The sequence below is a fragment of the Vibrio sp. KUL70 genome, from assembly GCF_059725515.1.
Genome location: NZ_AP045834.1, coordinates 963,617 through 983,768 on the forward strand (window position 1 = coordinate 963,617; position 20,152 = coordinate 983,768).

19 protein-coding genes and 1 other RNA gene are annotated in these 20,152 nt (G+C 42.5%); 15 read left to right on the top strand and 5 right to left on the bottom strand.

Annotated elements, in window-relative coordinates; translation table 11 throughout:
- Window positions 1-59: 59 nt before the first annotated feature.
- Window positions 60-380: a DUF1244 domain-containing protein gene (locus AC6I7V_RS04430; protein WP_032549579.1), complete on the top strand. Its 321-nt coding sequence runs from the start codon at window positions 60-62 to the stop codon at window positions 378-380.
- 90 nt (window positions 381-470) lie between these two features.
- Here the strand turns inward: AC6I7V_RS04430 and AC6I7V_RS04435 are convergent, their stop codons facing one another.
- Entirely contained in the window at window positions 471-1,535 is a 1,065-nt protein-coding gene (locus AC6I7V_RS04435; RefSeq protein ID WP_498011403.1) for a PLP-dependent cysteine synthase family protein, read from the bottom strand.
- A gap of 147 nt (window positions 1,536-1,682) precedes the next feature.
- Here AC6I7V_RS04435 and AC6I7V_RS04440 point away from each other — a divergent pair, with 147 nt between their 5' ends.
- Entirely contained in the window at window positions 1,683-2,138 is a 456-nt protein-coding gene (locus tag AC6I7V_RS04440; protein ID WP_255231092.1) for an Lrp/AsnC family transcriptional regulator, read from the top strand.
- A 116-nt stretch (window positions 2,139-2,254) separates the two neighbouring features.
- Here the strand turns inward: AC6I7V_RS04440 and tesB are convergent, their stop codons facing one another.
- Complete coding sequence (gene tesB, locus AC6I7V_RS04445; RefSeq protein WP_498011404.1) at window positions 2,255-3,115, bottom strand: acyl-CoA thioesterase II; 861 nt, start codon at window positions 3,113-3,115, stop codon at window positions 2,255-2,257.
- 167 nt (window positions 3,116-3,282) lie between these two features.
- On the opposite strand from tesB, the gene AC6I7V_RS04450 reads away from it, so the two are divergent.
- On the top strand, window positions 3,283-3,723 hold the full coding sequence (locus AC6I7V_RS04450) for a YbaY family lipoprotein (protein ID WP_372069023.1): 441 nt from the start codon (window positions 3,283-3,285) through the stop codon (window positions 3,721-3,723).
- A 43-nt stretch (window positions 3,724-3,766) separates the two neighbouring features.
- Here AC6I7V_RS04450 and AC6I7V_RS04455 read toward each other — a convergent pair whose 3' ends face one another.
- On the bottom strand, window positions 3,767-4,069 hold the full coding sequence (locus AC6I7V_RS04455; protein WP_255231089.1) for an MGMT family protein: 303 nt from the start codon (window positions 4,067-4,069) through the stop codon (window positions 3,767-3,769).
- Window positions 4,070-4,120: 51 nt separating this feature from the next.
- On the opposite strand from AC6I7V_RS04455, the gene AC6I7V_RS04460 reads away from it, so the two are divergent.
- The 5 genes from AC6I7V_RS04460 to AC6I7V_RS04480 all read left to right on the top strand — a co-directional run bounded on the left by AC6I7V_RS04460 (window position 4,121) and on the right by AC6I7V_RS04480 (window position 8,848).
- Complete coding sequence (locus tag AC6I7V_RS04460) at window positions 4,121-4,864, top strand: VP0952 family biofilm-associated protein (protein ID WP_498011405.1); 744 nt, start codon at window positions 4,121-4,123, stop codon at window positions 4,862-4,864.
- A gap of 214 nt (window positions 4,865-5,078) precedes the next feature.
- Window positions 5,079-5,175, top strand: an RNA gene (ffs, locus tag AC6I7V_RS04465) — signal recognition particle sRNA small type.
- 118 nt (window positions 5,176-5,293) lie between these two features.
- Window positions 5,294-5,917: a Tn7 transposase TnsA N-terminal domain-containing protein gene (locus AC6I7V_RS04470; RefSeq protein ID WP_498011406.1), complete on the top strand. Its 624-nt coding sequence runs from the start codon at window positions 5,294-5,296 to the stop codon at window positions 5,915-5,917.
- 2 nt (window positions 5,918-5,919) lie between these two features.
- Entirely contained in the window at window positions 5,920-7,785 is a 1,866-nt protein-coding gene (locus AC6I7V_RS04475) for a Mu transposase C-terminal domain-containing protein (protein ID WP_498011407.1), read from the top strand.
- Complete coding sequence (locus tag AC6I7V_RS04480; protein WP_172974337.1) at window positions 7,754-8,848, top strand: TniB family NTP-binding protein; 1,095 nt, start codon at window positions 7,754-7,756, stop codon at window positions 8,846-8,848. Before AC6I7V_RS04475 ends, AC6I7V_RS04480 begins: the two co-directional genes overlap by 32 nt.
- On the opposite strand, the gene AC6I7V_RS04485 is transcribed toward AC6I7V_RS04480, so the two are convergent.
- Window positions 8,845-9,159 (bottom strand): helix-turn-helix domain-containing protein, encoded by a 315-nt coding sequence (locus AC6I7V_RS04485; protein WP_152471230.1) that lies wholly within the window; start codon window positions 9,157-9,159, stop codon window positions 8,845-8,847. The genes AC6I7V_RS04480 and AC6I7V_RS04485 overlap by 4 nt on opposite strands.
- A 101-nt stretch (window positions 9,160-9,260) precedes the next feature.
- On the opposite strand from AC6I7V_RS04485, the gene AC6I7V_RS04490 reads away from it, so the two are divergent.
- Together AC6I7V_RS04490 and AC6I7V_RS04495 are read left to right on the top strand one after the other, a co-directional pair.
- Complete coding sequence (locus tag AC6I7V_RS04490; RefSeq protein ID WP_152471229.1) at window positions 9,261-9,806, top strand: VspR family transcription factor; 546 nt, start codon at window positions 9,261-9,263, stop codon at window positions 9,804-9,806.
- Entirely contained in the window at window positions 9,800-11,179 is a 1,380-nt protein-coding gene (locus AC6I7V_RS04495; RefSeq protein ID WP_498011408.1) for a DEAD/DEAH box helicase, read from the top strand. Before AC6I7V_RS04490 ends, AC6I7V_RS04495 begins: the two co-directional genes overlap by 7 nt.
- Before the next feature lie 160 nt (window positions 11,180-11,339).
- Here the strand turns inward: AC6I7V_RS04495 and AC6I7V_RS04500 are convergent, their stop codons facing one another.
- Entirely contained in the window at window positions 11,340-13,820 is a 2,481-nt protein-coding gene (locus AC6I7V_RS04500) for a PAS domain-containing hybrid sensor histidine kinase/response regulator (RefSeq protein ID WP_498011409.1), read from the bottom strand.
- A 250-nt stretch (window positions 13,821-14,070) separates the two neighbouring features.
- Between AC6I7V_RS04500 and AC6I7V_RS04505 the strand changes: the two genes are divergently transcribed.
- The 5 genes from AC6I7V_RS04505 (at window position 14,071) to AC6I7V_RS04525 (ending at window position 20,151) form a co-directional block, all read left to right on the top strand.
- Window positions 14,071-15,282 carry a TniQ family protein gene (locus AC6I7V_RS04505; RefSeq protein WP_152471226.1) on the top strand — a complete coding sequence of 404 codons (1,212 nt, stop codon included), beginning with the start codon at window positions 14,071-14,073 and terminating at the stop codon, window positions 15,280-15,282.
- Window positions 15,283-15,284: 2 nt separating this feature from the next.
- Window positions 15,285-17,366: a type I-F CRISPR-associated protein Csy2 gene (locus AC6I7V_RS04510; RefSeq protein WP_498011410.1), complete on the top strand. Its 2,082-nt coding sequence runs from the start codon at window positions 15,285-15,287 to the stop codon at window positions 17,364-17,366.
- 13 nt (window positions 17,367-17,379) lie between these two features.
- Complete coding sequence (gene csy3, locus AC6I7V_RS04515; RefSeq protein ID WP_152471225.1) at window positions 17,380-18,411, top strand: type I-F CRISPR-associated protein Csy3; 1,032 nt, start codon at window positions 17,380-17,382, stop codon at window positions 18,409-18,411.
- A gap of 9 nt (window positions 18,412-18,420) precedes the next feature.
- Window positions 18,421-19,038, top strand: a complete 618-nt coding sequence (gene cas6f, locus AC6I7V_RS04520; protein ID WP_152471224.1) for a type I-F CRISPR-associated endoribonuclease Cas6/Csy4 — start codon at window positions 18,421-18,423, stop codon at window positions 19,036-19,038.
- 678 nt (window positions 19,039-19,716) lie between these two features.
- Complete coding sequence (locus tag AC6I7V_RS04525; protein ID WP_253895671.1) at window positions 19,717-20,151, top strand: MerR family transcriptional regulator; 435 nt, start codon at window positions 19,717-19,719, stop codon at window positions 20,149-20,151.
- Window position 20,152: the final 1 nt, after the last annotated feature.

Sequence of the window (20,152 nt, forward strand, 5' to 3'; positions counted from 1 at the left end):
CAGGCTTTTTTTGTATAACAATAGAGCTCAATACAAATAGAAAAAATAAGGAATGTAAAGTGGCTGAATTCAAATATAAAAATCTGTCTCAAGAAGAACAAGACAAGCTGGATGCGGCGACTTTTCGTCGTCTATTGGCACATCTAGATAATAACAAAGACGTTCAGAACATTGACCTAATGATTCTTGCGGGCTTCTGCCGCAACTGCTTCAGTAAGTGGTACAAAGCCGAGGCAGAGCAACAAGGCCTAGACATCGATATCGATGATGCTCGTGAGCGAGTGTACGGTATGACTTATGACGAGTGGAAACAGAACCACCAACCAAAAGCGACACCAGAGCAGCTAGCCGCGTTCGAAGCGAAGCAAAAGCCTGAGTAAACAACTCGATCCATATTAAAAAAGCGGCATGAACCTTTTCATGCCGCTTTTCGTTGTAAGCCTTCCTGCGTGATCTAAGCAATCGAATATTTACAGCTCGCCAGTTTGGTTAAACACTTTGAGTTTTTCCGCGAACGGCTCAATATCACCGATGTTTTCACGAATCCACTCGTTATCAAAGTAGGTGTCTAGGTAACGCTCACCGCTATCACACAACAGAGTTACGATAGAGCCTTTCTCGCCACGTGCTTTCATCTCGCTCGCTAACTGCAATACACCATACATATTTGTACCTGTTGAAGCGCCGACTTTACGGCCAAGCAGCTCTGACAACCAGTGCGTTGTCGCAATACTTGCTGCATCTGGAATAGTACGCATCTCATCGACGACACCTGTAATGAAGCTTGGTTCAACACGTGGGCGACCAATGCCTTCAATCTTACTGCCTTTGTCGCCAGTGAGTTCTACGTTGCCTGTCTTAAAGAAGTCGTGGAATACCGAGTTTTCTGGGTCTACCACACACAGTTTTGTTTCATGTTGTTGGTAACGGATGAAACGACCAATGGTTGCAGAGGTGCCACCAGTACCAGGGCTCATCACCACCCATGCTGGAATAGGGTGATCTTCCATTTGCATCTGGTTGAAAATCGAGTTGGCGATGTTGTTGTTACCACGCCAGTCGGTTGCTCGCTCTGCATAGGTGAATTGGTCCATGTAGTGACCATTTAACTCTTTCGCGAGGCGACGAGATTCAGCGTAGATCTGGTCAGAGCGATCAACGAGGTGAGCTTGGCCACCGTAGAACTCAATCTGCTCAATTTTTTTCTTGGCTGTGCACTTTGGCATCACCGCAATAAAAGGCAGACCGAGCAAACGAGCAAAGTACGCTTCTGATACTGCGGTACTGCCAGACGATGACTCAATGATCGTTGTTTCTGGGCCAACCCAACCATTACAAATCGCGTATAGGAAAAGTGAACGCGCTAAGCGGTGTTTTAGAGAACCCGTAGGGTGTGTACTTTCATCTTTTAGGTAGATATCAATGCCCTCGACACTCGGCAAATCAAGCTTGATAAGGTGAGTATCAGCAGAGCGTTGAAAGTCTGCTTCGATTTTGCGAATGGCGTTATTAATCCATTTATGGTCAGTACACATAGGGAATCTCCACGAATTTGACGTTATTCTTTTTATGTTTGCTATGCCATTAAATTAACGAGATCTGCAGAGAAAAACTTTGCTATATTTACTGTTTATTGATGACTTGATAGAAAAATTTTCTATTTGAAGGGGTTTTATTGAAAAATGCTTGATGCTACGGACAAAAATATACTGCGTTTGCTTCAGCAAGACAGCACGCTGTCACTTAACGATATTGCGGAAGCTGTGAACCTAACCACGACCCCTTGTTGGAAGCGTCTTAAGCGTTTAGAAGAGGAGGGGGTAATCGAAAAACGGGTCGCGCTGCTCAACCCTGAGAAGCTGGATCTGTCATTTACGGCATTTGTTTTGGTTAAAACCAGCGACCACTCACATGAATGGTACGGACGTTTTGTCAGCACAGTTTCGGAATTCCCGGAAGTGATGGAGTTCTACCGAATGGCGGGTGAATATGACTACATGCTCAAAGTTCAGGTTAGAGACATGAAGTGTTTTGATGAGTTTTATAAGCGACTTGTGAACAGTGTGGATGGCCTCTCTAATGTCACTTCTACATTTGCGATGGAACCTTTGAAGTACACAACCGCACTGCCGTTGTAATAAATAGAGAGATTTTTCGCCGTTTAATTAAGTAGGACAAAGTTGAAAAGGGCTTGAGTAGAACTCAAACCCTTTGTTTTATTGGTTTGTTAATGCAGGCTAAGACTTCACGAGAGTTATTTAGTAAAGCGCATCACACCTTCTTGAACGGCTGTTGCAACCAATTGACCTTGCTGGTTGTAGATCTCTCCTCGTACCAAGCCTCGGGTATTACTCGCTGTAGGACTCTCTATCGCGTAAAGCAGCCACTCATCCATCTTGAATGGACGATGGAACCAGATTGAGTGATCAATCGTGGCTACTTGGAAGTTAGGTGTCATTAAAGAAACTTCGTGAGGGTGAAGTGCCGTCACAAGAAAGCCCCAGTCAGAAGCATAAGCCAGTAAGTATTGGTGGATCAGATGGTTGTCTGGCATCTCGCCATTTGCGCGAACCCAAAGGTACTGCTTTGGTTCTGCTTTCTGAGGTTTGAGTGGATTGACAACCGTAACTGGGCGCATCTCAATTGGCTTCTCGCCACAAAAAGTCTTTCTTAGCTTCTCAGGTAAGAACTCAGCGATATGGCTCGTAAGCTCTGTCTCTGATGCAAAGTTTTCTGGCCCTGGAATGTCAGGCATGGTGTTTTGGTGTTCAAAGCCTTCAGCATCACCATGGTATGAAGCGGTGAGGTAGAAGATAGGGCGACCATTTTGAATCGCTTTAACACGGCGAGTGCTGAAGCTGCGCCCGTCTCTTAAGTTCTCTACATCATAAATAATTGGCTTCTCCGGATCGCCCGGATACAGAAAGTAACTGTGGAAAGAGTGGACACTGCGATCTTCCTCTACCGTGTAGCGCGCAGCAGACAAGGCTTGTCCAAGTACTTGTCCACCGTAGACTTGTGGCAGCCCAAGGTTTTCACTTTGTCCTCGGAAGAGACCCTCTTCCAGTTTTTCTAGCTGAAGTAAACGTAGTAATTCTTTTAGTGGTTGACTCATTGCCAGAGTACCTCTTAATAAAATGAGAGCAGGTTAAAGGGTTAACCAGGCTGCTCAGTCAAATATCTGTCAATAAATCATAGGGTTTCAAGACAGAATATGAAAGCTCTCTTATAATTAGCATACAGTTTTGCTAAATCCTGCAAACACATTGAGAGAAATATCTTATGAAAAAGGCTTTATTAATTGCAACGTCTTTAATCTCTTTTGGCTTCCTATCGGGCTGCCAAACTACGGAACAAAGTGAGGCTCCCCAAGAAGTTGTCGCAGAGAACATCAAAATGGTGACGGGTACGGTAAGTTATCGAGAACGCATTGCTCTTCCTGAAAATGCACTGGTAACAGTAACACTGGAAGATATCTCATTGGCTGATGCACCTTCAAAGGTATTGGCAACTCAAGAGTTTACAACCGATGGTAAACAAGTGCCGTTTGCGTTTGAATTAAAGTATGACGCGAGCCAAATTGCGGATAATCATCGCTACAATGTACGTGCAACCATTCATGTTGATGACAAGTTACGCTTTACTACAGACACGATAGCTCCAGTGATCACTGATGCAGCAAATACAGAGTCACTCAATTTGCGTTTGGTTGGCGTGCGTTAGTTCGCTGCACCAGATAATGATTAAATGAAAAGCAATGGCAGCGTTACGGCTGCCATTTGTATTTTTTGAGCTTGATTCTTCCCGCCTCACTCACTTCAACGCCCTCCGCCTCTAAATGACGCTTTTGTCGTTCGAAGTTCTCGCCTTTTAGCGAAATCTCGCCTTTACTATTAATGACCCTAAACCAAGGGAGCTGACTTCCCTCTGGTAAATTGCCCAAAGCTTTGCCTACGTGACGCGCATAACCTGGAAAGCCCGAAAAACGTGCTATGTCTCCATAAGTTGTTACTTTCCCATAGGGAATTTGGTGAATTACAGCAAAGATTTGGGGTAAAAATTGGTCCATACTAACTATTCCTAGTTCATTAATACCACGGATCGGTAGAAGGAGAGAGCTATGGTATTTTCAACGTTTCAGTTCTTAGTGACAACCCTGTTGGCGGTTGTTTGTGCCCGAGCCATTAGCCTAAGTGAAGGCGATATTCCAGTGTTAGCTATGGTTATCCCTGCGTTATGGATATTACCTCAAGGAGGAGTCGCTGGCTTAGCTCTACTTGCCTCAATGACCGTCTATGGCCTGACACTTCCAATGCAGCCGATAACCTTATCAGTCAGTGCTTGGGTGTTGTTCCCTCTGCTGATGGTCGTTTTCTCTCGTCGTAGCAGCTTGTCAGTGGTTATGGTATCCGGATTAATTGTCACGACTCTACAAGTCGGCATTATGGTGACTCAATCTGCAGGCAAGCTTGATGGTACGCCTTGGGTTACGGTTCTTCAAACCCTATCAATCATAGTTATCTGGTGGGCAGCGAATCACCTCAAACCGGCCAGTCGACACAGCTGGTGGTCACTGTTTCTAATATTGCCACTCTGGATAGCAGACTTACCTTACGCGGCGCTAGTAGCCTTATGCGTAACGGGCATCATGGCGTCAATGGAGGCGATGACTAAGCTCAAAACCTTCCGTTGGAATAAGCTGTTGTGCTGGACACTGCCCACTGCCGGTTTTGCTGCATTAGTGGTCACACCAAGCATTGAAGTACCGAGCCCAGTATTTGTGGTGTGGTTGTGTCTGTTAGGCACGGCATGGATGACCGACTACATCATTCGCACAGAAGATAACGAAGACATCGATATATAAGCGAGTGACTCGTGCATTTGTTATGACTATTGCTCCACCTTAATCGTAGGTAAATGACCAATTTCCCTGCGATTTACTCGTGGTTTGAATAAAGGATAAGCACTTAGACCACAATTGTTCAAAAATAGGGTGGAAGGGCTTGCAATGGTTGCGGGGATGCTTAATAATCCAGTCACTCTTTGAGGCAAGCCTCTTAGAAAACGAATCTATGGGGGCCTGGTCCTCTCGCAACAATAGCTCGTGAACTCGGTCAGGTCCGGAAGGAAGCAGCCGCAGCGAGTGACTTGTGTGCCGGGATGTGGCTGGGTTCCCACCCTTTATGAAGCCTGCAATATATGTTCGCATAAATTGCAGGCTTTCTTCATATTTGCACCATAAGTCTTCATAGTCTATTTTTTGTTGTAGGTTTACAACAAAAGTGATTTTGCTATGTTCGACCAAACCAAGAAATCATCTCACGTACACAACATCTGTAAGTTCATGAGCTTGAAGAATGATGCGGTTGTTCGTACTCTCTCCATTTTAGAGTTCGATTTCTGCTTTCACCTCGAATATAACGCAGACATCAAAAGCTTTACGTCCCAACCTTTTGGTTTCCACTATCAATTTAATAATCGAAAGTGCCGATATACCCCCGACTTTTTGGCGACAGATCACGATGATCATTCAACTTTCTTCGAAGTAAAACACTCCAGTCAGATTCTCAAACCTAACTTCAGGGACCGATTCGAAGAAAAACAAAGAGTTGCGTTCAGTGAGTTTAACAGACGCTTGGTTTTAGTTACTGAGAAGCAAATTAGAATGGGACCAACTTTAGATAACTTCAAGCTACTACACCGTTACTCCGGATTGCGAACCGTGACTGAGTTTCAAAAGTTAGTGTTGGCGTTTATTCAACGTAAACAAATGGTGAAGTTACAAGAAGTGTCTTTGTATTTCGGTTTATCGGAGCAGGACACACTTATCTCTACTCTACCTTGGATCTCTTCAGGGCAAGTTAAAACAGACCTCAATAATATTGGCTTTGGGCTCGAAACTTACGTTTGGTGTTAACTATGTCATCGGACTCTAATAACATATTTGGGTTCTTTGATGAGTTTGAAGCTTCAGAGGGAGGGTCTCAGCCGCTTCCAATAGAGCTAATTCAAGAACCTATTGAAATCTCTTCAACTATTGATTCTCAATCACCGAAGGTACAGAAAGAAGTTATCCGTCGTATTAAAATTATCGATTTCGTGGAGAAGCGTTTAAAAGGTGGATGGACCGAGAAAAACTTGAACCCTATTTTAAGTCTCATTGAACCAGAATTACAGCTCACTCCCCCGAGTTGGCGAACTTTAGCAACTTGGAAAAAATATTATTTTGAAGCGGGTAAAGACCCATGTGCACTTATTCCGAAGCATACGTTTAAGGGCAATCGCCAAAAAGAAATGGATTCGCAATCCTTGATTGACGAGGCAATTCAGAACGTATACCTGACACGTGAGCGACTTAGCGTTGCAGAAGCATACCGATACTATAAGAGTCGAGTGATTCAAATAAATCGTGGGATTGTTGAGGGGAAAATTAAACCAATTTCAGAGCGCTCTTTTTACAATCGAATACACGGCTTACCTCCATATGAGGTCGCGATCGCAAGGTTTGGCAAACGATACGCAGACCGAGAATTTCGTTCGGTTGGTCAGCAAGTAGCTGCGACCAAACCAATGGAATATGTCGAAATTGACCATACCCCAGTACCAGTGATTTTGATTGATGATGAGTTGGATATTCCTTTGGGGCGCCCCTACCTGACTATGCTTTATGATCGTTTCAGTAAGTGTATCGTAGGGTTGAGTGTGAATTTTAGAGATCCCAGTTTCGACTCTGTGCGGAAGGCTTTGCTTAATACTCTAATAGATAAAAGCTGGTTAAAAAATAGCTACCCTTCTATAAAGAATGATTGGCCATGTCACGGAAAGATTGACTACCTAGTTGTTGATAATGGCGCTGAATTTTGGACCGATAGCTTAGAAGATTCTTTAAGACCATTTGTAACTGACATTCAATATAGTCAAACTGCTAAACCTTGGCGAAAGTCAGGGATCGAAAAACTCTTTGACCAGATGAATAAAGGGTTAGTGAACTCACTACCTGGAAAAACATTCACCAACCCTACTCAACTAGAAGATTACAACCCAAAGAAGGATGCGGTGGTTAGAGTTTCTGTATTTCTAGAACTACTTCATAAATGGATTGTCGACTATTACCATATGGCACCTGATTCAAGAGAACGTGACATTCCATACCACAAGTGGAAACAATCGGAGTGGACTCCCTCTTACTACAGTGGTGCTGAGAAGGAGCAGTTGAGAGTTGAGCTAGGTTTACTTAGACACAGAACCATTGGAGTGTCAGGGATCAGGCTTCATAACCTCCGCTATCAGTCCTCAGAACTTATTGAATACCGTAAATATTGGGCGTCCAACAATGGCAAAAAGCTGTATGTTAAGACCAAAACAGACCCTTCTGATATCAGCTCTATTCATGTTTATCTAGAATCGGAAAAGAAGTACATAAAAGTTCCAGCGGTAGACAACACCGGATATACAAGTGGTCTATCACTTTTTGAGCACGAACGCATACAGAGAGTACGCAGGCTTAACATCAGACAACTTGCTGATGATGAGTCGCTTGCAGATACATTTTTATATATGAAAAATCGTATTCAGGAAGAAACTGATAGATTCCGCAATGCAAAAAGTAATAAGGCTAGCTTGCCTAAAACGGGCAATACTTCGAAGTTAGCAAAGTTTAATGATGTAGGTTCTGAAGGGCCAAGCTCAATTAATACGACTCCAGATAAACAAGATACCACCTCAGTGTTCGATGCCCCAGAGCAGTTATTTGATGATGATTTCGAAGATATTGAGGGGTATTAATTTGAACTTAACATCTAGTCAGTTTGAGCAGCTAAGATCTTTCGAAACCTGTTTTATCGAATACCCTGCAATAACTGAAATCTACTCTATTTTCGATCAACTTCGTTTTAATCACTCCCTTGGCGGTGAACCAGAGTCTTTCTTGTTAACAGGCGAGGCCGGAAGTGGAAAGACGGCTTTGATTAATAATTACCTATCACGCTTTCCGTCGAGTTCAACTTGGAGCAAGCAACCTGTTCTTAGCACCAGAGTGCCGAGTCGCATAAATGAACAGAGTACGCTTACGCAGTTTTTAGTCGATTTAAATGGAAAGTCCGGCGGAAGAGGTACCCGTCGACTTAATGAAATTGCCCTTGGTGAGGCAGTCGTAACGCAACTTAAACGTAAATCTGTTGAGCTGATTATCGTCAATGAAATTCAAGAGCTTGTGGAATTTTCTACAGCAGAAGAAAGGCAAGCTATTGCTAATACGTTCAAATATATAAGTGAAGAAGCAAAAGTCTCGTTTGTGTTGGTTGGTATGCCTTATGCCGATGTGATAGCGACAGAGCCACAATGGAACTCGAGGTTAAGTTGGAGACGAAAGATTGAGTATTTCAAGATCTTGAAAGCTAACAGTTATTCGAGTGGAACGGCATCTTATGCTTTTGACTTGGAACAAAAAAAGCATTTTGCGAAATTTGTCGCGGGTTTGAGTGCGAGAATGAGTTTTGATGAACCGCCAGTGCTTACAAAAAATGAAGTTTTATATCCTTTGTTTGTTATGTGTAAGGGAGAATGCCGAGCGTTGAAGCACTTCCTGAAAGATGCACTACTGATGAGTTTCAATGACAACGTTGATACGATAGACAAAGCGATATTGTCGCGCACGTTTTCATTTAAGTTCCCCTATTTGGATAACCCATTTGATGCTCCTGTAGAGGAGCTTCGTCTTCATCAAATTGACTCTGGCTCTGCGTACAACCTAAATGCTATTGCCGCAGAAGATAAAATACTTGCCCCGCGATTTACAGATGCAATTCCGTTGAGCATGTTGTTGAGTAAAAGCGGACTTAAAGCTTAGAGATTACTTTCGCCATTTAGGTTTTCCAGTAGCGCCTTTTTCTCTTCATCACTCATCTTATCAATGGCACACGCCAGTTCAGCACTTAATTCGTTCCTACAGAAAAAATAGTTCAAGGGAACATTTAACTCTTCAGCCATTCGTTCGAGTGTACCAATATCCGGTACGTGTCTACCTTTCTCATAATGGTTCATTCGCCCACTAGCAGAACTTGGTTCCATGCCGATTTTCACCCCTAAATCTTTTTGGGTGATCTTGGCTTTTTTACGCGCAGCTTTGAGCCTCGCTGGGATTGGGTTGTCTTTCTGCACTTACACATTTCTTTTCAACCTTTAGATAACTTAGATTGTCTAAGTTTTACTGATTTTTGTATACTTAGCAATCCTAAGTTTTTATTGCATGTAAGAGTCACATGAAGAAAGTAACCAGAATTAACCCTCATATGTTTAACCTATTGATTGAAAAAGGGATGGACAATTTCTCTGTTATAGAAGCTAGGGATGCTTTGTTAAATGGTACTTCAACCTTTACGAGCAGTGACGAAGCTCGAAAGTATGTTTATAAGCAACTTCTATCACTTGAGGAGAAAGGCTGGCTTTCTGCCATTGGGGCTCGTAGAGGGAAGCGTTACCATCAAACTAATGAATTCAAAGCGCTCACAATTGAGCCTCGAGCAGCTAGAAATAAGAAAGCAAACGTTGATTCAATAACTGTTCAAACTCCGGAGTTCTCTCTAAATGCACTAGAACAAGAGAAAAAACAACATGAAGGTGAGTTAGCGATTACTTTGGGCGAGATTGAGGAATATCAATCTTTGTTAACGCGTTTTCCAAACAACAAACATGATATGGAGCCGTTATTCAATGCAGCGAGAGAGCGATCAGCTAAGCTATTGGGCAAAATCAATGCACTAACCAACTGGATGCAAGTAGCCCAAAGCAAGGCTTCCCAATGTTAAGAACATGGCAAGCTGAATGTGCAGCTCAAGTTATCGATAAATTCACTTCAAACAAACGTTCACACTTCTTCTGTCAAGCGACTCCAGGAGCAGGTAAAACTGTTATGGCTGCAGAGGTTGCTAAGCGTCTTTTTCAAGAAGGTATGATTGACTTAGTGCTCTGTTTCTCACCATCACTTTCGGTCGCTGAAGGAATGAGAAAGACCTTTTCATGGAAACTGGAATGTTCCTTTAATGGAGGCTTGGGCTCTTTAGGTGGGTCTTATACCTATCAATCCATCCGTTTTTTAGATGAAAACTTCTGGAACACTGTCAGTAAATATCGGGTACTAGTCGTATTTGATGAGACCCACCATTGTTCGTTTGATGACGAAGGGAGGTCAAACTCATGGGGGCTAGAAATTGTCTCGAAGATCCAAGGCTTTGCTCATTATACTTTGGCGCTGTCCGGCACTCCTTGGCGTTCTGATCGACTGCCGATTGTTATGGCCGAGTATTCTGGTCCTGATGGCAAGGTTGTTTGCGATTACCAATACGGCTTGCAACAGGCCGTTGAAGATAAGGTATGCCGCCGCCCTAAAATCGTTTTAATCGATAATGAACACCTGAGCGTTAAGGCTGGCAGTGACAATCAACACTTCGCCTCTATTCTTGATTGCCTTAAACAATCCGATGTCTCTTATCAAAGCGTCATCCACAACGAAGACGCTATGAATTACATACTAAATAACGGTTGCCAAAAGCTAGCCCAAATAAGACAAGAGTCCCCAAATGCAGGTGGTTTAGTCGTCGCTGCTTCTATCAAGCACGCTAAACATATTCAAAAGCGACTGATTGAGCACTTTAATCAGTCAGCATGCATAGTGACTTATCATCATGATAATCCGTTGAATGAAATTGAGTCTTTTCGTCATTCGAATGTTCAGTGGATAGTCAGTGTTGGAATGATCAGTGAAGGCACGGACATCCCTCGGCTGCAGGTTTGTTGTCATATGAGTTCGGTCAAAACAGAGCTTTACTTTAGACAAGTCCTTGGAAGGATATTGAGAGTTAATGATTCACCCAACCAAGAAGCATGGTTGTATACCTTTGCCGAAGAAAGTTTGATTGGGTTTGCTGAACGAATTGAACAGGATGTTCCAGAAGTTTGTATGTTAGTAGAGTCGAATCTACATTTTGTTACTTACGAACATAGTGAATTAAAATCGGATCATCAAAGTAAAGAGCTACGTGGCTTGGTTTCTACTAAGGTGGATAATACTGTTGCTTGGGGTGACAGATTAGATTTTAGTCTAGACCCCCTCTCGTCGCTCAACAGGGAGCTTTGCTTTGGAAGTTTTAAGAAAAGGGTATTGTCAGCTTTTTTGAACTGAAGAATATTCGTCCAAGTACTAATTTGATATTCGTACTTGGACAAAACAAATCAACTAGTAACCTCGTTAACTTGTAACTGAAAGCTCACCGAGTGTGGTAATACCCCATAACTTGATTGAACTTGTTATTGGCACGTGACCAATATGCTACAAGAGACAATTAGCTTGCTTTATCTATTGCTTTAACCTGATTGATATGTCGAGAAAGTGCTTCTATGAGATCCTTTTTTATCAGAGGCTTAGTTAATACTTCGTCCGCTCCAGCCTCTAAGAAAGCATGCGTTGACGTTTGCATAATATCTGCAGTCCACCCCATGACTACAATGTTACCTTTAACTGCTTCTCGTATTCTCCTAACCGTTTCCACACCACTTATTTTCGGCATGTGATTATCAATGATTACAAGGTTGAAGTTACCTGACTCCAGATGACTCAAGGCCTCAAACCCATCCCCACAAGTAACACATTCAACGTTCAACTTATCTAAAAAACCTTTGGCGATAATCCGGTTCATCTTGTTGTCATCAGCAACAAGGGCTTTAAATTGGGATAGGTCTACTACCTGAGATTCTGTATTCTTCTCATCCGAGTGGGCAATTGTAGGGAGGTCAATGACAAAACTGAATCGACTTCCTTTAGAAAGCTCACTTTCCACACTGATTTGACCATTCATCAATGTTACAAGCTTGTGGCAAATTGCTAGCCCCAGCCCGGTGCCACCGTAGTTTCGCGTTGTTGATATATCAGCTTGTTCAAACTCATTAAAGATTGATTGCAACCTATCATTAGGGATCCCAATACCCGAGTCCTGAACAGCAAACTCCATTTTAGAATGACTTAATTGTTTAATATCAATATCAATCGAACCACTTTCAGTAAACTTCATTGCGTTTCCAGCCAAATTAAGTAGTACTTGCCGGATTCGGACAGAGTCACCGTAGTATGTTAACGACGGATCGCAATGATCGGTCAGATTGAACTTAAGGCCTTTCTCCGAACACAAAGTTTGGTAAGTGTTTAATACTGGACTAATAATTTCAGACATTTTAAATGCGTGCTGATCAATCTCAAGGCTATCGTTTTCTATTTTAGCTAGGTCCAAAATATCATTTAGAATTGCTATCAAATGTTCTCCTGAACCTAGGGCTAATCTCAGAACCTCTCTCTGTTGTTCTTGCTCTAATTCGTCTACAAGCATCTGTAGGAGCCCAAGTAAACCATTCATAGGGGTTCTAATTTCATGGCTCATCGTTGCCAAAAAGAGTGATTTCGCTTGATTGGCCTGATGTGCTTTGCTCGCTTGCTCTTCAAGCTCAATCTCAAGCTTTTTGAAGTCAGTAACATCACGTTCAATCGCGATAAAATGTGCAATCTCGCCGTCTTCGTTACGTAAAGGCACGATGTCAATATCCACCCAATAAGGCACTTTATCAATTGTATAATTCAAAATTTCAGCTTTAACTTGTTTACCTTTCTTCAGTGCAGAGCCAATTCGGCTTGCTGTTTCATTACATGTGTCCTCACCTTGAAGAAATGAACCTGGCGTCAAACCTTTCACCGAGTCTAATTGATGCCCAGTCATGACCTCAAAAGCGTTATTGACCCACTCAATACGCCCTTCTTTATCAGTAATAACAACGGCATCTCTTGCAGCTTTGACTACTGTTGCAAGAAGGTGGCTATCATGCTCTCTTTCTGCTAGTAATTTGTTAGACTCTTCTAGTAGTTTCTTTGATCCTTCTAACTCCTTATGGGGGTTTACAAATAGCTTTTGGCCCAGTAAAAAGACCAAAATAGAACTAGTGATTAGAACGATCAAAAGTCCATTCAATAGTTCTCTTTTAAGAGTTGATAGTTGTTCTTTAAGAAAAGAGCGACTGATACCTTGGGTTAACACTAAGTTGCCTCTAGCGAGGGGGGTTTGAGTTAGCAACCAGTCCTTTTCATTGTATTTACTTGCGTGTGAGCTAAATGAGTGATGGTTGTGCTCAAGTTTACGGTTTGTCTCTACTAGAGAAGCAACTGGAGGCTCCGTCTGGCTCAATTCATACCAACGTTCCCTATTTGTTACAAATGATCCAAAAAAGTCATCGTAGTCAACGGCAGTTTCCCCATATATAACACCAGTAAACTCACCGGATTGATACAAAGGCATAAACAGTTTTATGCAAATATGGTTAGTATCGTCATGCAAAAGATACAATATACGTTCATGCACGTTTTGATTTGCGATTGCAGAAAAGATTGCTTGTTCTTGTTTAGCTGCAGGGTGGCGAAAAGTATCTTCAAACAATAATTTCCCTGTACGGTCTCGGACTGCAAATTGCATCGATTGGTTTTGCCCTTTGAAGCGCTCTAGGTGATAAGAAAGGCGTTCTATGTTCGATTGTGATGCGGCGTCAATCACTCCTTGATGTTGAGAGGCTAATACAATGCGGTCCTCCGCCACCTCTAGATACTTTTCCATAAAAATTTTAGCGGATTCAATCTCGAAACTGCTGTTGCCTTTTTGTAACTGTTTGGCAGTCGATTGACTATGATTAGAAAGCACATAGAGTGATATACCACCGAATGTTAAAGATGTGAGTAATATGAAAAGAAATAGCAACACTTTAGGGCTAACTGAGGATAGTTTGACCATATCAAATGACTTCTATGTGGTTCCGATTAATTCATATGAAAACTATAGAATAGATAACGTTGCTAAAGTAGTGAGGGAGTCCATTTTTATCAAATTGCTCAACTAAAAAGTATTTCGTTACGAAATTTTTAGAAAGCCCTATCAGTTAGGCAGAAATGCATCATCACAGCACAAAATAAATATTATGGTTGCAATATACGAAAGATCTTCAATACTAAAACTTAGCAATTCTAAGTTTTAGTGGTGGCATGTGAAAACGGACATTCAATTTTACCTTGACGAATCGCTCGAAAGCTTCTTGTTGCGTTTATCGCAAGAGCAAGGTTACGAGCGATTTTCTCATTTTGCCGAAGATATCTGGTTCGACACCATGGATCAGCATAAGGCGATTGCTGGTGCTTTCCCCTTAGAGCTCAATCGCGTCAATATCTACCACGCTCAAACGACAAGCCAAATGCGAGTGCGGGTTCTTATCCACCTTGAGAACCAATTAAAGCTCAATAACTTTGGCGTACTTCGCCTAGCGCTATCACATTCAAAAGCTCAATTCTCTCCGCAATACAAAGCTGTGCATAGATTTGGTGCTGACTACCCTTATGCTTTTCTCCGCAAATGCTTCACGCCTATTTGTCCTCTGTGTATTGACGAAGCTCCCTACATTCGCCAGCAGTGGCAATTTATCTCTCACCAAGCTTGTGAACACCATGGCTGTAAACTGGTTCATCACTGTCCTGAGTGTAAGTCGAGACTTGAATACCAAAGCACCGAGAGTATTAGTCAGTGTGAATGCGGTTATGAACTCCGAAACTCGCCAGTAGAGGATGCGCAAGAGGTTGAGGTATTGGTCGCTCAATGGTTGTCAGGAAGCGATTCAAAACTCTTGGGATTGTTAACGGGGAAAATGACGTTATCCGAGCGCTATGGCTTTTTACTTTGGTATGTAAATCGTTATGGTGATATCGATGACCCTAGCTTTGAGTCATTCATTGAATATTGTTGCGCTTGGCCAGCGGCACTGTGGCAAGACCTCGATGTTTTGAAAGAGAAGGCAGAACTTGTTCGAGTAAAAGATTGGAAAAAGGTGTTTTTCAATGAAGCTTTTGGTGCTCTGCTTAAAGATTGTCGCCAGTTACCTAGTCGGCAGTTGAGTCACAATATCGTGCTTACTCAGGTGTTAGCTTACTTTACACAGCTGATGGCAGCAGTACCTTCAAGCGTGAAAGGAAATATTGGTGATGTACTGCTCAGTCCCTTAGAAGCTTCTACATTGCTCTCTTGCACCACAGATGAGGTATATCGGTTGTATGAGTTTGGTGAGATCAAAGCCGTTATTAGGCCGAGAATGCATACAAAGATAGCGAGTCATGAATCGGCGTTTACTTTACGAAGTGTCATCGAGACAAAGCTGACTCGAATGAGCTCTGAAAGTGATGGCTTAAATGTGTATTTGCCAGAGTGGTAATTATGACGAAATTAAGTGACTTATTGGCAATTGAAGACGAAGCGGTAAAGCAGGTTACGCTAAAGAAGATGTTCATGCCCTATACGGAAGATGTCTGTGTCAAAGGGTGTGAAAAAGAAGCGTTAACGATCTTGCTCAATCTCAGCTCAAGCCATCAATCAGATAGATGCTCGGATTGGTTGGATGTTGCCCGTGCTAAAAGGCATTTAAAAGCCGCAGAGAGCCTAGAGGCATCCCTTGATGAAATTAAGTGGTTCCACACTCATAATCTCAAGTTTCCAGACTGCCGAGTTAAAGTTCAGCGAATAATTGCACAGCCTCTTTTGACAACCGAGGCATTGATTTCAAGCGCAGTATTAGAGCAACGCTTAGGGTGGGCGCATAATTCTGCAGTGTATCGCCATACATTGTGGTTATTGAATCCTTTCCGCTGGCAATCACAGTCCGAGTGTCTTCTTTTACTTGTTCAGCAAGAAACCTCTGTTTGGGTTGAGCTGCTCAAAGAATTTGGTTTAGGCATTAAGTCACTTGCTCGCTTAAAACATACAATTGAAGAACAACTTCCTGAAAATAGTTTTCCTGACAGTGTCAGCACTTACAGCAAGCAACTGCGGTTTCCATGGGGGGGGGATTATGTTTCGGTGACCCCAGTGGTCAGTCATGCCATCCAAAGAGAATTAGAAGTGAGATCGAGAAGTCGAGAAAGTAAGCTCAGCTTTGTGTCTTCATCGCTGCCAAACTCGGCAAGTATCGGGAATCTGTGTGGCAGTTTAGGTGGGCATATGAAAGTCCTAAACTACCCGTTAGACGTCAAACCAGCGCAGGGTGGGACGTTAACTGAAAGTCGCAAAAAGAGTGGCCACTACTTTGATGACCATCAGGTAACTAACGTTAAAATCTGTCAGGTGTTAAATCATCTAATTGGTTCAGAGCCATCAAAAACACAGAAGCAAAGGGAGAGCGCTCGTAAGGTTAGAAGTAAGATATTGCGAAAGCAGATAGCCCTGTGGATGCTTCCATTAATTGAATTAAGAGATATCGTTGATGTTGACCCTAATCAACAGCAATTGGAACATGATGACACTTTGGCTCAAGCCTTTTTGACCCAACCAGAATCGGATTTGGGCTCTTTAGCTAGCGAGTTTAACCGTTGCTTACATCTCGCGTTTCAGAATAACAAGTATGCCGCCAAGTTTGCCTATCATCCTAAGCTAATGCAGGTCATCAAAGCCCAAATCGTATGGATACTTGAACAGCTCAGTAAACCAAATGGCAATGAAGATAAGGTAACGGGTGAGCAGTATATCTATTTGTCATCAATGAGAGTGCAAGATGCGGTCGCAATGAGTAGCCCATATCTGTGTGGTGCTCCTTCTTTGGCGGCTATTTGGGGGTTCATGCACCATTACCAAAGAGAGTTTAATAAGCTAGTTAATTGTGATTCCCCGTTTGAGTTTTCGAGTTTCTCTTTTTATGTTCGAAGCGAGAAGATTCAACCGACAGCGAAGCTTACCGAACCCAACTCTGTCGCCAAAGCACGAACGGTTTCGAACGCTAAGCGACCAACCATTCGTAGTGAACGATTGGCGGACCTAGAAATAGACTTAGTTATCAGAGTACATAGCGACAGCCGAATTTCAGATTTTAAGTCCGCGCTTAAAACGGCACTTCCCGTTGCTTTCGCCGGAGGGGCATTATACCAACCACAGCTTTCGACACAGGTTGAGTGGCTTAAGACGTTTACCAGTAGGAGCGAGCTCTTCCACGTCATAAAGGGGTTACCCGCATACGGGCGATGGTTATACCCAAGTGAGAGCCAACCGAGTAGCTTTGATGAACTAGAGCGTTTAGTGACTAAAGATGCCGATAATTTGCCAGTTTCTATTGGCTACCATTTGTTAGAACGTCCAACTAAACGGTGCAACTCGATCACTGATTGTCACGCGTATGCAGAGAACGCCATAGGGTTAGCTAAAAAGGTGAATCCAATAGAAGTACGTTCTAGTGGAAGAGATCACTTTTTAAACCATGCCTTTTGGTCGATAGAATGCAGTAGCGAAACTATTCTTATAAAAAAACTATAGGGATTAATCGTTTATGGAACTTTGCACTCAGTTAAACTACGTTCGATCACTCTCTGCTGGCAAAGCATATTTCTACTATCTATCTAAAAGTGGTGAGATGTGTCCCCTTGACATTGATAGGACTAGGTTGCGTGCGCCAAAAGGTGGTTATTCAGAAGCCTATAAAGGAGGTAAGTTCGTAAAAAAGAATGTTGCTCCACAAGATTTAGCTTACTCCAATCCACAGTTTATCGAAGAGTGTTATGTAAAACCTGGTGTCGATGATATCTACTGTGCATTCTCCCTTCGAATTCGAGCCAATTCTCTAACTCCAGATACCTGTAGTGATGACGAAGCGCGCTCTAAACTTTCGTTACTTGCGAAAACATATCAAGAGCTCAATGGGTATCAGGAACTTGCTCTTAGATACGCGAAGAACATTCTGCTTGGTACTTGGCTTTGGAGAAACAGAGAGTGTCGAAAATTGTCGATAGAAGTGGCCACCAGTGATTCACAAACCTTGATTGTAGAAAACGCAACAAGGCTTTCTTGGTATGGTCATTGGGATAAAGCTTCAGCAGAATGCCTAGAAAAGCTCACAGCCTATTTGATGCGAGCCCTATCTGACCCGACCGAATATTTCTACATGGATGTCAAAGCTAAAATTGGAGTTGGTTGGGGGGATGAGGTTTACCCAAGCCAAGAGTTCTTGGATGATCGAGAAGATGGTGTTCCTACCAAGCAGTTAGCTACTGTCGAACTATTAAACGGAAAGGAAACTGTTGCATTTCATGGTCAAAAAATTGGTGCAGCGTTGCAATCGATTGACGATTGGTGGCATGAAGATGCAGATAAGCCCTTAAGAGTGAATGAGTATGGAGCTGACCGAGAGTACGTTATAGCAAGGCGACATGTTTCCTATGGGAATGACTTTTACCAGTTAGTCAGAAATACAGAGAATTGGATTGAGACAATGATAGCTTCTCAGACCATCCCAAATGACGTGCACTTTATTATGTCGGTCTTGATTAAAGGTGGTCTCTTCAATTGTTCCAAAGCGAAGTAAGGGATAGATATGACTAAGCGTTACTATTTCTTAATACGTTACATGCCTGCACAAGCCGACCATGAATTATTGGCAGGGCGGTGTATATCTCAAGTGCACTTGTTTATGGTCAATAACCGACAAGCGATGAATAGGATTGGTGTGAGCTTTCCTGATTGGAATGAATCGACAGTCGGCCAAACTATTGCCTTTGTTGCCGAAGATAAAGAGATGATGGTTGGGCTCTCTTTTCAGCCCTATTTCTCTGTGATGGTAAATGAAGGTTTATTTGAGATCTCTAGTGTATGTGAGGTTCCAGCCAATGCTTTAGAGGTAAGGTTTACCCGTAATCAAACGATTGGGAAAAGCTTTTTAGGCTCTAAGAAACGCCGAATCAAACGTAGCATGGCGAGAGTGGAACTATCTGGCGCTGGAACATCGTTACCAGCCACTAATGAAGAGCGAGTCATCGAGAGTTTTCATCGAATCCCAGTTTCTAGCGGCTCCTCAGCGCAAGATTATATTTTGTTCGTGCAAAAGGAGTTTGTCGATGAGCGCGTTGCAGCAAACTTTAATAGCTATGGTTTAGCCACCAATCAAGAAAGAAAAGGCACGGTACCTGAGTTACGCTTTTTACCTTTTTTCTAAAGCTCTTTTTTAGAGAAGTAAAAACAAGGGCTACAGAAGTAAGAAGAAAAAGGGTATTTTGGTGAATTGTGACTTTAAGCATACAGAATGAGATAGTTAAAGACTATATTCTACAGTGTCCTGCCGAATAGGCAGCTAAGAAAATTTCCGGCGGTACTGCATTTCCGATCATCATGTGTCCTGCCGAATAGGCAGCTAAGAATAGGTCAGGAAGAAAGCAACCTACCTGCTGAACAAGCAGTAGATAATCAAAACCATCATGTTTAGGCTTGATGGTTTTTTATTAGTTGGTCGATTTTATCGGGGGTGATTTTTAATACGGAAATAAATTTATCTTTGTCCCCACGTCAGTTAAAAAATACTCGTGCGATTATCATATTAGTTGTCCCACAACTCTTGCACTCATCAATAAAACTCCTCTTAGATTTTTTCTCAATATGCTTGACCTATGTCTAACACATAGGTTTTAAGCTACAACTAATACATCATTAATTACGAATTGGAGAGAGTTATGAGTTGTTGTAACAAAGCCCCAAATGGTGGGAGCAGTGACCCTAAGTTGTTGTTAAAACTGTTCATCGGGTTGTTTGTGATTATATTTTTAGTCGCCTTTATTTTTGGCTAGCAACATAAAACGAACAAAGTCTCATGTGCATTAAACCTTCAGAGGAGTTGGTTATGTTGACAACTGAAATTGCGAGAGTAGCGGGTGTGACCGCTGAAACAGTCAGGTTTTACACTCGAAAAGGTCTTCTTTATGCAGAGAGAGATCCTAACAATGGCTACAAGATATACCAGCAAAGTGCGGTTAATCGCCTGAAGTTCATTTCTCATGCAAGAGCTATTGGTTTTAGCCTTAGTCAGATTCAAGAAATCATTGATTACTCTGAGCAAGGGCAGACTCCTTGCCCTGCTGTGAGGCAAATGCTGACTGATAAAATCGTAGAAACCAAGCAAAAGATCGAAGAATACCAACGACATTTAGCGATGATGGAAGCGACTTATACAGAGTGGGATGAAAAACCGGATATGGAGCCCAACGGCAACGCATTGTGTTGCCTAATCGAAGACTGGTCCGAGAAACACCATCAAGTATTACCCGAGGAAAACTAAC

What these genes read in the sequence shown, in the direction of transcription:
- AC6I7V_RS04470 (WP_498011406.1), top strand. Translation starts at nt 5,294, where the DNA reads ATGTTCGACCAAACCAAGAAATCATCTCACGTACACAACATCTGTAAG.
- tesB (WP_498011404.1), bottom strand. Translation starts at nt 3,115, where the DNA reads ATGAGTCAACCACTAAAAGAATTACTACGTTTACTTCAGCTAGAAAAA.
- AC6I7V_RS04455 (WP_255231089.1), bottom strand. Translation starts at nt 4,069, where the DNA reads ATGGACCAATTTTTACCCCAAATCTTTGCTGTAATTCACCAAATTCCC.
- AC6I7V_RS04510 (WP_498011410.1), top strand. Translation starts at nt 15,285, where the DNA reads ATGACGAAATTAAGTGACTTATTGGCAATTGAAGACGAAGCGGTAAAG.
- AC6I7V_RS04440 (WP_255231092.1), top strand. Translation starts at nt 1,683, where the DNA reads ATGCTTGATGCTACGGACAAAAATATACTGCGTTTGCTTCAGCAAGAC.
- AC6I7V_RS04495 (WP_498011408.1), top strand. Translation starts at nt 9,800, where the DNA reads ATGTTAAGAACATGGCAAGCTGAATGTGCAGCTCAAGTTATCGATAAA.
- AC6I7V_RS04475 (WP_498011407.1), top strand. Translation starts at nt 5,920, where the DNA reads ATGTCATCGGACTCTAATAACATATTTGGGTTCTTTGATGAGTTTGAA.
- AC6I7V_RS04435 (WP_498011403.1), bottom strand. Translation starts at nt 1,535, where the DNA reads ATGTGTACTGACCATAAATGGATTAATAACGCCATTCGCAAAATCGAA.
- AC6I7V_RS04480 (WP_172974337.1), top strand. Translation starts at nt 7,754, where the DNA reads ATGATGATTTCGAAGATATTGAGGGGTATTAATTTGAACTTAACATCT.
- csy3 (WP_152471225.1), top strand. Translation starts at nt 17,380, where the DNA reads ATGGAACTTTGCACTCAGTTAAACTACGTTCGATCACTCTCTGCTGGC.
- cas6f (WP_152471224.1), top strand. Translation starts at nt 18,421, where the DNA reads ATGACTAAGCGTTACTATTTCTTAATACGTTACATGCCTGCACAAGCC.
- AC6I7V_RS04490 (WP_152471229.1), top strand. Translation starts at nt 9,261, where the DNA reads ATGAAGAAAGTAACCAGAATTAACCCTCATATGTTTAACCTATTGATT.
- AC6I7V_RS04500 (WP_498011409.1), bottom strand. Translation starts at nt 13,820, where the DNA reads ATGGTCAAACTATCCTCAGTTAGCCCTAAAGTGTTGCTATTTCTTTTC.
- AC6I7V_RS04525 (WP_253895671.1), top strand. Translation starts at nt 19,717, where the DNA reads ATGTTGACAACTGAAATTGCGAGAGTAGCGGGTGTGACCGCTGAAACA.
- AC6I7V_RS04460 (WP_498011405.1), top strand. Translation starts at nt 4,121, where the DNA reads ATGGTATTTTCAACGTTTCAGTTCTTAGTGACAACCCTGTTGGCGGTT.
- AC6I7V_RS04450 (WP_372069023.1), top strand. Translation starts at nt 3,283, where the DNA reads ATGAAAAAGGCTTTATTAATTGCAACGTCTTTAATCTCTTTTGGCTTC.